Origin of the sequence: Pseudomonas sp. 20P_3.2_Bac5, from assembly GCF_025466035.1 — a bacterium.
Lineage (GTDB): Bacteria > Pseudomonadota > Gammaproteobacteria > Pseudomonadales > Pseudomonadaceae > Aquipseudomonas.
In genome coordinates this window covers 1-12638 of sequence record NZ_JANLOA010000037.1, presented here as the reverse complement: position 1 = coordinate 12638, position 12638 = coordinate 1, and the positions used below count along the sequence as shown (strand labels likewise).

Below are 12638 nucleotides of genomic sequence, written 5' to 3'. Positions count from 1 at the left end.
TTTCACCACCGTCGGCCTGCGCGCTGGCAAGCAATTCACCTTGGGTAACGGCACCACCCTGACCCCGCGCGGCAGCCTCGGCTGGCGGCATGCCTTCGGCGACACCACGCCGGACGCCGACCTGCGCTTCGTCGACGGCGGCGCCGCGTTCAGCAGCCAAGGCGTACCGATCGCCAAGGATGCGGCGGTGGTCGAGGCGGGGCTGGATGTGAGTGTTGGCGCGGCGGGCAAGCTGGGTGTTGGTTATTCGGGGCAATTGTCCAGTGATAACCGGGACCATGCGGTGACCGTGAGCTTCAGCATGGGCTTCTGACCCAGGCGGCCTCAATCGCTGGCGAGCCAGCTTCCACACGTACGGCGCATGTCCACACTGTGGGAGCCGGTCTTGCCGGCGATGAGGCCGGCAGCATCACCACAAAACCCGGCGCTCGGGCCTACCGGCTCGACGCCGTCCCCCACTGCACCACCAACATTCCCGCCACGATCAACCCCACCCCGAGCAAGCGCAGCAGGTTCACCGGCCGCTCCGGCAGCCCCATCAACCCCCACTGATCGATCGCCAGCGACGACAGCACCTGGCCGGCCACCACGCACACGATGAACCCCGCCGCGCCCAGGCGTGGCGTCAGGATCAGCGCCGCGGTGATATAGGCCATCCCGGCCACGCCGCCGAACCACGCCCACCATGGTGCCTGTGCCAGCGCGGCGACTTGCGGCGCGGGGGCGCGCATCAGCCACAACGCCGGCAGCACCATCAGCACACTCACCGACAACGACACCAGCGTCGCCCACAACGGATGCCCCAACAGGCGGCCCAGCGCGGCATTACTGCCGGCCTGAAACGGCACGGCGGCACCTGCGAGCAGAGCGATCAACGGCAACAGAACGACGGCGGGAGAAAAACTCGGGTTCATGGCGGACTCCTTGATTCACGCGGTAGGCATAAGGCAGTCTTGGTTATCCATTCACTGGATGGAAATTCGAATTCCGCACAGGGGCTATTCGCCTGATGGATGATCTGCGCCGTATCGACCTCAACCTGCTGCTGACCCTGCACGCCTTGCTGGCCGAACAGCACGTCTCCCGCGCCGCCTTGCGCCTGCACCGCAGCCAGCCGGCGGTGAGCCATGCGCTGGCGCAGTTGCGGGAGATTTTCGCCGACCCGCTGCTGGTGCGCCGGGGCGGCCGCCTGCAACCCACCGCCCGCGCGCTGGAGTTAACCCAGCCGCTGCAAGACGCGCTGCAACAACTCGACGGCCTCCTCAGCAGTCCCGGCTTCGATCCGACGCGGGCGCGGCGCAGCTTTCGTCTGGCGATGTCGGATTACGGCGCGCGGGTGGCGTTGCCGCAGCTGATGCGTGGCCTGCGCGAGGACGCGCCGGAAGTCGATCTGGTGGTGACCCAAGGCAGCCGCGAGGCGATGCTCAGTCAACTGTTCGACGGCGAGATCGACCTGGCGTTGGGGGTATTCCCCACGCTGGCCGCGCCATTGCGGGCCGAAACCCTGTTCGAGGAGCGCTTCGCCTGCCTGGCCGACCGCGACAGCCTCCTGGCCCGTGGCGGGCTGACCTTGCCGCAATGGCTGGCGCGCCCGCATGTGCTGGTGGCGGTGCGGCCCGGAGCCGACAACGAAATCGATCTGGCCTTGGCCGCCCTTGGCGAACAGCGCCGCGTCGCCCTGGCCTTGCCCCACTGGACCGCCGCCACCGAAGTCATCGCCGGCACCGACCTGCTGCTCACCGTCGCCCGCCGCAGCCTGGCGGGGCGCCTGTCACTGAGCGGGCTGCGTTGCTTCGAACCGCCGCTGCCGATTCGCGCCTTCAACTTCCAGCAGGCCTGGCACGAACGCCGCGAAGGCGACGCCGCGCACCGCTGGCTTCGGGGCCGCGTGATGCAAGCGTGCCTGCTGGAGCCCGACACCGCGTAAGATAGCCAGCCCGTTCACCACGACATGGAGTTTGCCGATGAACCCGAGAATCCACCTTGCCGCCCTGGCCCTGCTGATGGGCAGCCAGATGGCCCAGGCCGACACCTACAGCCAGTGCATGAAAACCGCCAACACCACGGCCGACATGAATGACTGCAGCGGCGCCGAATACAAACGCCAGGACACCCGCCTGAACGCTGCCTACAAAGCGGCCATGGCCAGCCTTGAACAACCCCAGCAAGAAAAACTGCGCGACGCCCAGCGCCAATGGGTGAAATACCGCGACGCCAACTGCGGTGTGTACTACACCCTCACCGGCGGCACCATCGACCTGCTCAATGGTGCGGGTTGCGAACTCGACATGACCCGGCAGCGGGCGGATGAGTTGGAGAAATTGCCGCAGACGTGAGGGTAGAGCGGTTTGGCGCAGAACCTGTAGGAGCGGTCTTAAGCCGCGATGGGCCGCACAGCGGCCCCAAAACCATCCAGCACGAGGTGGCTGTCTATGACCGGCATTTCTTTCGACGTTCAGGATCCCTGAATGTGAGATCCGAGCCAGCCAGAAATAGGGTGCCGGATGGATTCAGGGCCGCTCTGCGGCCCATCGCGGCTAAAGGCCGCTCCTACAGGATCGTGAGCGGCCCCAGGCAACCGACTAAACCGCAGCCACCGCCTCAACCTCCACCAACATCCCCTCCAACGCCAACCTCGGCACCGGAATCAGCGTACACGTCGGCTTCATATGCCCGCCCCACGCCCGGTCTGCCTCCGCGACCCACTCCTGCAACCGCGCCTCCGAGTGATCGACAATCAACAGCGTCAGCTTGAACACGTTCTCGATCCCGGCGCCCTTTGACGCCAGCGCCGTCTTCACATTCTCCAGCGCCTGCCGCGCCTGTTCGGCGAACAACGGCGACAACTCACCGTCGCGGTCCTCACCCCCTTGCCCAGCGATAAACAACAACCGCGAACTGCCCTGAACCTCGGCCACATGCGAATAGGCATTGGCGCTCGGGTCGTACAGGCCTTCGGGGTTGGAAAGCTGGAAAACACCAGTCATGGCGAACACTCCTTGGGAAAAGTGCGGGCGAGTATCAAACCTCGACTTAGGTGGAGGTCAAGCGGGGAGCGGGGGAAATATTTCGATGCCAATTGTCCCGGGCGGGGCTGCTCCGACGCGGCTACGGTTTATGCACATTCGCCAAGAGAGAAGACGAGCACCATGACAACCACTTCGGAAACTGACTGGGAACGCGTGAAAAACATGGGCGATGAGGACATCGACACCAGCGACATTCCTCAATTGGATAAAGAGTTCTTCAGCAATTTTGAGTGGCGTATCCCAGACAGCTGGCCCATGGCGCCTCGTTCGGAGACAGATCGACCGGAGTGATTGAACCAACCTCTGCTGGTTCATCTCCGCACTTCAACGTCCGTCAGTCCGACCACTCCACCATGGATTCCCACCGCCACTTCCCCTAATCTGGCGCCCACCTTTTTTCCCGACGTCGGCTCTTCATGATCGTCCACTTCGCCATCTTCCTCTGCACCCTGGTCGCCATGGAGGGTGTCGGCTTCCTGGCCCACAAGTACGTGATGCACGGCTGGGGCTGGTTTCTGCACCGTTCGCACCACGAGCCGCACCTGGGCGTGGTGGAAACCAACGACGTCTACCTGCTGGTGCTCGCACTGGTGGCAATCACCCTGATCGTGCTGGGTAATGCCGGCCACGACCCGTTGCAGTGGATCGGCGCGGGCGTGGCTGCGTTCGGCATTCTCTATGTAGTGATCCACGACGGTGTTGTCCACCGCCACTGGCCGGCAAGGCCGAAGCCGCGCCACCCCTACCTGCGGCGGCTGTACCAGGCGCACCTGATGCACCACGCGGTGAAAGGGCGGCGCAACAGCGTGTCGTTCGGCTTTCTCTACGCGCCGCCGGTGCATGAAATCAAGCGCCAGTTGCGCGAGATGCGCTACTCAGAAACGCGGGTCGAGGATGGCCGGCAGGGTGATTTCCTTGACGAAGCTCGCGGCTGACAGGCTCAACGCCATCCGCACCACCTGCACCACGTCATGCACCGGGATCTGCTCGCCGCCGCCGTGTTGCGCGGCTTGCTCGCGCGGGGTGTTCAGCGGGTCGGCGGTGTTGAGGTAGCCGAGGTTCAGGCAGGTCACCCCGAGGCGCTGCTCGCGATACCCCTCACGCAGCGCATCAACCATGCCCCGCAACGCAAACTTGCTGGCGCCGAAGGTCACTTCCGGACGACCGCTCTGGGTCAGGCCCGAGGTCGAGCCGGTGAAAATGATCCGCGGCTTGTCGCTGCGCAGCAGCACCGGCAACAGACGCTTGATCAACAGGATCGGCGCGGTGACGTTGCAACTGACGATGGCCTGCAACTGGTCATCGTCGTCGGTGAGGAAGTCGTAGCTGTCGTCAAAGGCGCGGTCCTCCCAGATGCCGAGGTTGTAGATCAGCGTGTCCAGCCCGGTTTCAGCCGCCTGCTGGCTGATCCGTTCAACCGCGCTGAGCGGCTCGCCCAGATCGGCTTCGATCCAGCGCACGTCCACGCCCTCGCGCGGTTCCAGCACGGCGGGGCGGCTGCGCGACACGCCGATCACGGTATCGCCGTGCTCGCCCAGCCCTTCCATCAACGCCTTGCCCAGGCCCTTGCTGGCGCCTACTACCATGGTTTTCATCGCATCACTCCTGTGTTGGCCGGCGCATGCAAACAGACCGGCTGAGTGATGGCAAAGGGCTGGGTGTTTCTGAATGTGTTTCGATAGGTCATTCAATCCGCTCCCGCACCTGCAACGCATTCCCCAACGCCGCGCCCGCCGCCGTGTTATCGAAAATGCACCAGGTGGGCACGCCCGCCTGATCGCTCTGCGCCAGCCTCGACGCCAGCGCCTTCAGGTAATCCTGCGAATACTCACTGACATACATCCGCGGCGCCCCATGCAGCCGCCAATACACCAGCCCCGGCCAGCCGCCAGGTTCGCTGTCGACGCCAAAGCGCGGCGGGTCCGCCGCCACCTGCGCCACGCGCATTTCCACCAGCAGCGACTGCGCCGCCGTCCAGCTCGCATGACGCGGCTCAACCGCCACCGCCCCGGCGAACACCTGACGCAACCGATCAAAAAAGCGCTCCACCACCACCGGCTCAAACACCAGCGAAGGCGGAAGCTGCACCAGCAGGCAACCCAGCCGCTCGCCGAGTTCGCCGCACTGATCGAGAAAGCTGCTCAGCGCCACATCGCAGTCCACCAGCCGCCGCGTGTGAGTGATTTCCCGCGGCACCTTCACCGCGAAGCGGAACCCGTCCGGCACCGACGCGCCCCAGCGGGCATAGGTGGCCGGACGGTGCGGGCGGTAGAACGAACTGTTGATCTCCACCGCATTCAATCGCCCGGCGTAGCGCTGCAAATGCGTGCCATCGGCGGGAAACGCCTCGGCGTACTCGCGGGCAACACTCCAGCCCGCACACCCCAGGTAGATCATGGCGGCTCCTTGCTCGGTGAATGTCGGCCCGTGGGCTACATCCGCAATGGAGTGACGCGGTGGAGGGGAGGTTTCATTGCATCGCCCGAACGGGCAACTTTCCGTTTGCGGGCGAAATGAGCACGGGATAACCGCAGGCGCGAGCGTGCTTGCGAAGCGGCCCCAAACCACGCCGCGAGACGGGAGCCTCGCGGCGTTTGCTCAAATGGGCATCGACGTTGTCGAGCCCGCCATCGCGATCTTCAGGTACGCGCGGCAAATCTCCATCTCCAAGATCGATGCGCTCAGGAGCGTCTGATGTTCGGGGATGAGTTGCCGGGGCAGGAGAGAGGTTTTTTTGTGAGCGTTGTGAACGAACTCCGCCGCCTGGCGGACCGCCTCTTCATGGGTGACACCGGGGCGGATGGAGACAATGGGCGGGGGATCGGGGACGATTTTTTTCATGGTGGAACTCCTACCGTTTTTAGTGGAGTCGCCACAATTCGCTGCTAAACGAATGGGTGGCGACTGTACGCGGGTTAGCAGACCGGGAACGTAGGAAAACCCGGCGCACCCGAAGGTGCCCACACGTACAGCCGCCATAACAGGTTGCTGTGGGTTTCTAACGTAATTCGGACTGCTAATCCGGTCGTTGATTTGGCAACGACCCGAGGAGACTAGGCACCGATTCCACAGAGCGCAACAAGCTGGCGGGGCCGGGGAGTATGCTTGGGAAGTTGCCTACAAGAAAGTCGGATATTGGGGAAGTTTCGTAGCGTTATGCGACGGTTTTCTGCTGATTGTTCGGCGTCTGTCGTGTGAATTCGAGCAGGACGGTGATGTTCATGAAGCGGACACCATTCATCGGTGCAGATTGAATCAAAACCGAATGGGTCAGAAACCCCGCATTAAAGGTGATCGCCAAGAAGCTGAGTGATGAATCTCGACGACCACAATTTCTTGATCGAACAAGAACTGCCGAGCATAAGTCGATGGCCGATGCGGGCAGAAAGCAGTTGTACCCCATTTTGGGGGGGGATGGGGCTACGCTGGTTGCCAGGAGCGTTCCGGGTAACCTTGCGAGTCTTCTTATCTATATATTATATCGACCCAGAACCTGCCTGAATCCTTCCTGTCTACTACCCGATCAAGCATAAGTTGCAGGCAGGGTAGTTTTGGGATTTCTACTGCTGTGCGCTCTTCGCGGATTTGAATGAAGCATCTCTGTCCGTGCGATGTATAACCAGGCGGGATCCTGGCATCTCGTGGGACTTCGAATTCTATTGTCAGCATGTATTCATTGTCGACGTGGATGTTCTTGAGTTCCGCCGCATATTTATCCAGTCCTGGTAGTTGCGCCCGTATTGCCGGCAACAACGCGTTTACGATGGGGTTGTCCGTTTCGACGCGGAAAATTGTTTTGGGTGCGGGCTCCGCACTATTGCCACAGCCAGACAGTGCAAGCACTATCGGCAATAATAGCTTGCGCATTGCTAGGTCCTTGGGCTTCCTGGGATATTAATGGGTCTCTTGGATTTCTTTCTTTGCGAGCGACTAACTGTCAGCTCTTCGTGTAGGGAACGGTGTGGGAGGTCGACTAAAGTCAAACGGTCATCCAGTACATTAATACAACTGCTGCATACGGGGCAGGCAATAACGTCCTGTTTAATGTCGATCTTGAGAGACTTGGTGCAGGCTGGGCAGTTTCCGGATACCAGTATTTCGCGGGTACCGAAGATTTTTCTGAGCATTACGAGGACGATGCAAAGCGCGATGAACCAACCTATGACAGGAATCATCCCAAAGAGAACGGCAGCGATGGTACCGAAAATCACCCAGTTGGACCGGTAGTCAAGCTCACGCCATAACGTCCGTTTTTCTTTCCTTAGTTTCGTAGAGTGTTCCATGTTTTCCTCAAGTGGCAAAAGAGGACGGGCAAAAGGAGACGCAAGCGGGGACAGATTTATTTTCGTTCGAATGAAATAAATCTGTCCCGTCTTTCTTGGCTATTTCTATAACGCCTTGGCGAATCAGTTGTTTTTGGAATTGAGCTTCCGCAACTCTTCATAGGTCGCCGACTGAACAAACCAGAAACCGGAAATGATGCACCAGGTCAGACTACCAACCACGAAAATACCCACGCCTGCCAGGAATCCGCTGGTAAACAGGGTGACGAGAGCAACGAGCCAGATCACGGCCAGGGAGATGTAGAGGACGATGTTGTTGACGCTGATGACGAAGTCTTTCACGGGCTTATTCCTTGCCAGGTCTTGATGAAGCAGTTGTTTTTGGGATGGGCGAAAGATATCACATTGCCTTCATTCGTCGAGTTGGCAGGTGAAAAATTGGTAGGGGTTGACGGGACATGGTTGAGCGTATTGGTAGTTCGGCTCGATTTCGAGGCTGACGCCCCGCACTTGCCAGCCGTGCACCAAGGCTGGCAACGCGAATCCCGCAGACCCATGGTCGCGGGTGTTCAACCTCAAAAACGCCGGGACCGCTCCGCGCTCCATCGCTGGCGAGCCAGCTTGTGTCTTCAAGGCCTCTTAAACTCAGAAGGGTGAGAGCAGTGGATGGCAGACTGAAAGCCAGCGGTGCTTAATGCACGAGTGGGAGCCAAGTCGCCATCCACCTCTCACTCTGACCAGAAGCCCGAACAGTTGGATGAGCGGCAAACTCGAAATCACAAGCTAGGGATAGGTCAGAGTGCTCTCACTTCTTGAGTGTAAGAGGGCTTGGCGATGATTTCCTACTACGTTGGTCTCGATGTTTCGAAAGCGACTGTGGATGTGGGGTTTCTTCCTGCGAATTACCCGCAGTTTCAGGTCAGTAATGACCTTGAGGGCTTCACTCGGCTGATCACATGCCTGAACGAGCTTGAGGTGGGGCGGGTCTTGCTTGAAGCCACCGGCGGCTATGAAAGGGCACTCTACTGCGAGCAGTCACACCCCAACGTCAATTTTCTGAGCTGCCTACACGGCAGTGAACAGATCGAGGCGTCGATCTGCCAGACATGGTTCTTTCTGAGCTGCCTACACGGCAGTGAACCTCGTCCAGGGCAAGGATGGCCATGCCCTCCTTTTCTGAGCTGCCTACACGGCAGTGAACCTTGTCGGCGCGATTGATGCCTGGCAGTCGAATTTCTGAGCTGCCTACACGGCAGTGAACGCCGGAGCCGATTTTCTCGATCCAGTTCTTGATTTCTGAGCTGCCTACACGGCAGTGAACACTCTCACTGGCGATCTAAATATCGATGGCAATTTCTGAGCTGCCTACACGGCAGTGAACCTGGTGCTTTCCTTGCTACCGCTTTCAGCATTTTTCTGAGCTGCCTACACGGAAGTGAACCTCGTGGCTGCGTTGGAGCCAATACGCCGATCTTTCTGAGCTGCCTACACGGCAGTGAACACCCGCCGCGAAGTCGCCGAGAACACCGGCAATTTCTGAGCTGCCTACACGGCAGTGAACGTAACTAGCGCGGTGGTAGACAGATGATCCCTTTTCTGAGCTGCCTACACGGCAGTGAACCGAAGCATTGATCGATTCTATCCAGATCGAGGTTTCTGAGCTGCCTACACGGCAGTGAACACGCAGCAGCAGGTTGCGCTTGAACTTTGGAATTTTCTGAGCTGCCTACACGGCAGTGAACGCAGCGGCTGACCGTTCCATTTCAGCGTTCCGATTTCTGAGCTGCCTACACGGCAGTGAACGTCGTCACTGCTGGACTCACGGAAGATATCCATTTCTGAGCTGCCTACACGGCAGTGAACTAGAGCAACTCCCCCATAACCCCTTGTCCTCAAACAAGAACCACCCAAAATCCAGCCAAAACCCTTTTTTGAGAGCCTTACGTAACTCATTGAGTTTACGAAGGCTCTCAAACCTCCTGAAAAAAGGGTCAGAACCAGGGCACCGTCGACGTACTGCTCAAGCCATACCCGCTGAACGTGCCCCGCTGCGGCACGTCGAGCAGCGGCCCGTGCTGGATGAACAGGAGAAACGCCTGCCCGCCGCCGTTGCTGCGCAACTGGGCAAAGGGCAGGTTGGTACGTTTTCCGGCACTGTCGGGAATGCGCTGTCTGGCTTCTTCTGCACTGATGCCGTGACGCTTGATCAGGCGGCGGCGAGCTCGTTCCGGGTTGCTGTCCACTTGCACGCGGCTGACCGTGCGGTGTCTGGCGGTGTCCGGCACCGCTTGTGTTTCGCTGAGGTGGACGTGGTCGCGCATGCCGGTCAGCCAGTTGAGCGCCAGCAAACTGGACAGCGCCTGCTCGCTGCCGTGAACGCGCAAATGCACGCCAAGGTTGCGGGGCGTGTGGGCGATAGCGGGAAAGCTGATGCCGATATCGTCGCGACGCAGGTCGTGCAGCGCCCGGTGCAGCTTGGCTAGCAGCGCATTCATCAGCAGGGTTGCCGGGAACTCGGGATCAGGCCGCAATTTGAGGTCGAGATAACGGTCCATGGCGTTAGCCCGCCTCACCGAATACACCGCCGCGAATGAGGGTGGCGATCACGAAATGTTGTTGGCCGATTTCCGGAACCTTGTCCTTGAGCACCCAGCCGTCGAGCAGTGTGTAGAAGTCGTCCTTGGTCTGGCGCGGCTGCCGGTAGGCTTTGCCCTGGGTCGTGACCGAGCCATAGGGTTCGACGGCGATGGGGCCGTTGACCTCGGCTTCCGAGTACCAGGTGTCGATGCTGCGAATGGCGTTGCCGATTTTCTGCGCGTGGATGCCGGCGATGCCGTTGATGTCGTACAGCGTCTTGCTCTTGTCGCCCCGGCCGCGGTCCAGAATCAGCTCCTGCGACGGGAATACTTCCTGCCCGGCACCCAACCGGACATAGGCGGTCACCCGCAGCAGCACATGCTGTTCGCCCACCAGCCCGTTGGCGATCAGTTGACCCAGGTCGTCCAGCGCGGTGGTCTGGTTGCCGGCGTTGTCAAAGTTGCGCAGCGAAAGGGCGAGCCCGTCGAAGGTCCACGACTTGGCGGCTTGCCCATTGGTCAGGTGCTCGACCTGCACCTCGACCTGCTCGGCGCCGATACGGTTGCGCCAGAGGAAGCGGCCGTTGGCGAGGTTGTAGGCATAGCGGCGCGCCAGTTCGTTGAACCCGTTGGTTTCCACATAGCTCTTCACGGTGGCGAGGAGCTTGCGTCGGTAGTCGGCGTCGTTGCAGGCCGACGGTTGTCCGGTGCCGCCCAGTACGCGGAGGGTGAAGCTGACCCGAAGGGTATCGGCGTCGTGAGGCAGGGTGGCGACGTCAACGGTTTGCAGGTTGGGGTTCTCGATGGCGGCGTCGAGTTTGGCCGGGTCGAGGTCCTTGGTTTTCAGGCGGTTGGAGATGGTGCCACGTACCGATTTTTCGCGAATGGCGATGGCGGTCCAGGCATCGCGGGTTTGCCAGTCACCGGCATGGAACACCGCGTCGGATGGATCGAGCTTGCGCTCGAAGGCCAGGACGGATGCGGTTTTCAGACTGTCGTTACTCATATGCAAATCCTTTTTATGAAGTGTCTGGCAGGTCAGTCGAAGCTGTAGTCGGTTTCGGGTTGGTAGCGGTTGCGACAGCGGTACAGCCCGCGTTCGGTATCGGATTCGGCGTACCACAGCAGGTCTTCCACTGCGCGCAGCCGATGCGGGCTGATCCATTGACCGATGCTGTAGAGGCTTTCCACGAGCCGGAACGGTGTACTGCCGTCGCGGGCATTGGTGACGGATCCTGGTGCCTGGAGTTCGCTCAAGGCGCCGTAGCCGATGGGGATCGGCGCAATCCAGCCGAGGTCCTGGCGGTCATTGAGCCAGGGCTGTTTCTCTATGGGCTTAGCGTCTTCGTCGGATTGCGGCGCGCGCCAGTTGATACGCGAGAGCGATAGCCAGGCGTCGAGGCGAGAGGCTTCCGGGTCGAGGGCCAACAGCTCGGTGTGACGCTGTTGCAGCAGGTCGGTACGTTCAACCAGCACGAAGCCCGGAAGCAGGCGCCACATGCTGGAGGCGAAGAGTGCCTGGCGGTCTTCGTCGTTGCCGGTGAGGGCGAGCAGGTAGGGCATGTGCCTCGCACCGTTCGCGATGGGCGTAATAACGCTGCCACCGGCGATGCGCATTTGCAGCAGCAGGTCATGAACTTGCCGGGCCAACCCAGCGTTGTGATCGGGGTCCGCCGAAAGTGCGGGACCTTGCACCGCAAAGATCAGGCTGATGTCCAGATGGATGCGCCCTTCTTCGACGATGGCGGCGGGTTTGCCGTCTTTGTTGTTCGGGTTGCGCGTCAGCCGGAAGGCTTTGACGAACGTGCTGTCAGTCACCTGCTCCTGGTAATCATGAGCCACCACCGCGACGGCGTTGAATTGCAGGTCGATGTCGGCCTCCCTTGCCTTGCGCTCCAGCGCCCACATCAGCCCCAGAAAGGCAGTGATCGCCGGGAAGCCATGAGTCAGAGGGCTGGAAATGGCATTGGCGTTTTGTACACGCAGTCGCGGAACGATCAGCAGGTGATCGAAACCGGGAAAATCATCCATGTTGTGCCTCCAGGTCCCGGGCGAGCGGGGTGAGGTAGGTTGCTGCCAAACCGGCCCAATGCGTGTGCTCGGTATGGCTGACGGGCAGGCCGCGTTTTTTCAGAATGTCGTTCAGCCAGAGGCCAAATTGTTTGGCTACCTCGCTCGTCCAGTCGCCGCGATCCGTCGAGTGGGCGAAGGCCTGGTCTTCTTCTTCGAAGCCTTGCCGGGGTGCGAGTTGCCCGCGTTGAGGATCGAGCCAAAGCTGTTGGCAAAGTGGCAATTCGCAAGTGCTGTCGGTCGTCCAGCCAGCAGTGAACTGATTACGAATGCCGTGGGCGAACGCCGCCAGCGAACGGCCCAGCGCTCGTTCGATACGTTCACGCTTGAGGCGGGTTTCCTGGATGGCTTCCGGGTTGCTTTCCAGATGCGTGCAGAGCGCTTTTAGCTGAGTGCTTACGCCGTCGAAGCGGCGGAAGACCCTGAAGGCCGAGTCGACCGTCAGTAGCGGATTGCGCGAGCCATTTCCCCAGGTCGGTGGCAAGGAGCCCAGCAGATAGTTGACGCCGCCGCGATCACTGTTGAGCTGGCTGATGTTCTGCGGTTTGGTGCCGCCGAGTTTGCGCGCGACCAGTTCGCGGTAGTCGCGGTAGGTGTCTGAGTGGTGAGTTTTATCGCGCCAGGCCTGGCCCGCGATTTTGTTGCGTTCACCGAAACCAGCAACCATTATATAAACAACC

General features: G+C 60.7%; 15 protein-coding genes and 1 CRISPR repeat array. Of the genes, 5 read left to right on the top strand and 10 right to left on the bottom strand.

All coding sequences use genetic code 11. From position 1 onward, the window contains the following. Positions 1 to 313, top strand: a 313-nt coding sequence (locus NTD88_RS06095; protein WP_262153684.1) for an autotransporter outer membrane beta-barrel domain-containing protein, incomplete at its 5' end; no start/stop codon positions are given. Between the two features lie 121 nt (positions 314 to 434). Here NTD88_RS06095 and NTD88_RS06090 read toward each other — a convergent pair. After that, positions 435 to 914 carry a DMT family transporter gene (locus NTD88_RS06090; protein WP_262128620.1) on the bottom strand — a complete coding sequence of 160 codons (480 nt, stop codon included), beginning with the start codon at positions 912 to 914 and terminating at the stop codon, positions 435 to 437. Between the two features lie 95 nt (positions 915 to 1009). On the opposite strand from NTD88_RS06090, the gene NTD88_RS06085 reads away from it, so the two are divergent. Further along, positions 1010 to 1927 carry a LysR family transcriptional regulator gene (locus NTD88_RS06085; protein ID WP_262153685.1) on the top strand — a complete coding sequence of 306 codons (918 nt, stop codon included), beginning with the start codon at positions 1010 to 1012 and terminating at the stop codon, positions 1925 to 1927. Positions 1928 to 1964: 37 nt separating this feature from the next. Continuing rightward, entirely contained in the window at positions 1965 to 2336 is a 372-nt protein-coding gene (locus NTD88_RS06080; RefSeq protein ID WP_262128622.1) for a lysozyme inhibitor LprI family protein, read from the top strand. A 246-nt stretch (positions 2337 to 2582) separates the two neighbouring features. On the opposite strand, the gene NTD88_RS06075 is transcribed toward NTD88_RS06080, so the two are convergent. Next, complete coding sequence (locus tag NTD88_RS06075) at positions 2583 to 2987, bottom strand: RidA family protein (RefSeq protein ID WP_262153686.1); 405 nt, start codon at positions 2985 to 2987, stop codon at positions 2583 to 2585. Positions 2988 to 3149: 162 nt separating this feature from the next. Between NTD88_RS06075 and NTD88_RS06070 the strand changes: the two genes are divergently transcribed. After that, positions 3150 to 3320, top strand: coding sequence for a hypothetical protein (locus NTD88_RS06070; protein ID WP_262128624.1), 171 nt, complete (start codon positions 3150 to 3152; stop codon positions 3318 to 3320). A gap of 125 nt (positions 3321 to 3445) precedes the next feature. Continuing rightward, the gene (locus NTD88_RS06065; RefSeq protein WP_262153687.1) at positions 3446 to 3964 is read left to right on the top strand and encodes a sterol desaturase family protein; all 519 of its coding nucleotides are present in this window, start codon (positions 3446 to 3448) and stop codon (positions 3962 to 3964) included. On the opposite strand, the gene NTD88_RS06060 is transcribed toward NTD88_RS06065, so the two are convergent. The 8 genes from NTD88_RS06060 to NTD88_RS06025 all read right to left on the bottom strand — a co-directional run. After that, positions 3905 to 4624, bottom strand: coding sequence for an SDR family NAD(P)-dependent oxidoreductase (locus tag NTD88_RS06060; protein ID WP_262153688.1), 720 nt, complete (start codon positions 4622 to 4624; stop codon positions 3905 to 3907). The genes NTD88_RS06065 and NTD88_RS06060 overlap by 60 nt on opposite strands. 88 nt (positions 4625 to 4712) lie before the next feature. Beyond that, positions 4713 to 5426 (bottom strand): DUF72 domain-containing protein, encoded by a 714-nt coding sequence (locus NTD88_RS06055; protein WP_262153689.1) that lies wholly within the window; start codon positions 5424 to 5426, stop codon positions 4713 to 4715. A 201-nt stretch (positions 5427 to 5627) separates the two neighbouring features. After that, entirely contained in the window at positions 5628 to 5870 is a 243-nt protein-coding gene (locus tag NTD88_RS06050; RefSeq protein ID WP_143502182.1) for a hypothetical protein, read from the bottom strand. Positions 5871 to 7435: 1565 nt separating this feature from the next. Further along, positions 7436 to 7654 (bottom strand): hypothetical protein, encoded by a 219-nt coding sequence (locus NTD88_RS06045; protein WP_262153691.1) that lies wholly within the window; start codon positions 7652 to 7654, stop codon positions 7436 to 7438. A gap of 711 nt (positions 7655 to 8365) precedes the next feature. Continuing rightward, positions 8366 to 9175: a CRISPR direct-repeat array (repeat unit 28 nt; unit sequence TTTCTGAGCTGCCTACACGGCAGTGAAC). A 128-nt stretch (positions 9176 to 9303) separates the two neighbouring features. Further along, positions 9304 to 9867: a type I-F CRISPR-associated endoribonuclease Cas6/Csy4 gene (gene cas6f, locus NTD88_RS06040; protein WP_262153692.1), complete on the bottom strand. Its 564-nt coding sequence runs from the start codon at positions 9865 to 9867 to the stop codon at positions 9304 to 9306. 4 nt (positions 9868 to 9871) lie between these two features. Beyond that, positions 9872 to 10894, bottom strand: coding sequence for a type I-F CRISPR-associated protein Csy3 (gene csy3, locus NTD88_RS06035; RefSeq protein ID WP_262153693.1), 1023 nt, complete (start codon positions 10892 to 10894; stop codon positions 9872 to 9874). A 32-nt stretch (positions 10895 to 10926) separates the two neighbouring features. Beyond that, complete coding sequence (gene csy2, locus NTD88_RS06030; RefSeq protein ID WP_262153694.1) at positions 10927 to 11919, bottom strand: type I-F CRISPR-associated protein Csy2; 993 nt, start codon at positions 11917 to 11919, stop codon at positions 10927 to 10929. After that, positions 11912 to 12638: type I-F CRISPR-associated protein Csy1 (locus tag NTD88_RS06025; protein ID WP_262191716.1), on the bottom strand; the 727-nt coding region annotated here is incomplete at its 5' end. The genes csy2 and NTD88_RS06025, both read right to left, overlap by 8 nt.

Excerpts from the sequence above, each read along its gene's own strand:
- NTD88_RS06075 (WP_262153686.1), bottom strand. The coding sequence starts at position 2,987 with ATGACTGGTGTTTTCCAGCTTTCCAACCCCGAAGGCCTGTACGACCCG.
- NTD88_RS06085 (WP_262153685.1), top strand. The coding sequence starts at position 1,010 with ATGGATGATCTGCGCCGTATCGACCTCAACCTGCTGCTGACCCTGCAC.
- NTD88_RS06080 (WP_262128622.1), top strand. The coding sequence starts at position 1,965 with ATGAACCCGAGAATCCACCTTGCCGCCCTGGCCCTGCTGATGGGCAGC.
- NTD88_RS06070 (WP_262128624.1), top strand. The coding sequence starts at position 3,150 with ATGACAACCACTTCGGAAACTGACTGGGAACGCGTGAAAAACATGGGC.
- cas6f (WP_262153692.1), bottom strand. The coding sequence starts at position 9,867 with ATGGACCGTTATCTCGACCTCAAATTGCGGCCTGATCCCGAGTTCCCG.
- NTD88_RS06060 (WP_262153688.1), bottom strand. The coding sequence starts at position 4,624 with ATGAAAACCATGGTAGTAGGCGCCAGCAAGGGCCTGGGCAAGGCGTTG.
- NTD88_RS06050 (WP_143502182.1), bottom strand. The coding sequence starts at position 5,870 with ATGAAAAAAATCGTCCCCGATCCCCCGCCCATTGTCTCCATCCGCCCC.
- NTD88_RS06090 (WP_262128620.1), bottom strand. The coding sequence starts at position 914 with ATGAACCCGAGTTTTTCTCCCGCCGTCGTTCTGTTGCCGTTGATCGCT.
- NTD88_RS06065 (WP_262153687.1), top strand. The coding sequence starts at position 3,446 with ATGATCGTCCACTTCGCCATCTTCCTCTGCACCCTGGTCGCCATGGAG.
- csy3 (WP_262153693.1), bottom strand. The coding sequence starts at position 10,894 with ATGAGTAACGACAGTCTGAAAACCGCATCCGTCCTGGCCTTCGAGCGC.
- NTD88_RS06055 (WP_262153689.1), bottom strand. The coding sequence starts at position 5,426 with ATGATCTACCTGGGGTGTGCGGGCTGGAGTGTTGCCCGCGAGTACGCC.
- csy2 (WP_262153694.1), bottom strand. The coding sequence starts at position 11,919 with ATGGATGATTTTCCCGGTTTCGATCACCTGCTGATCGTTCCGCGACTG.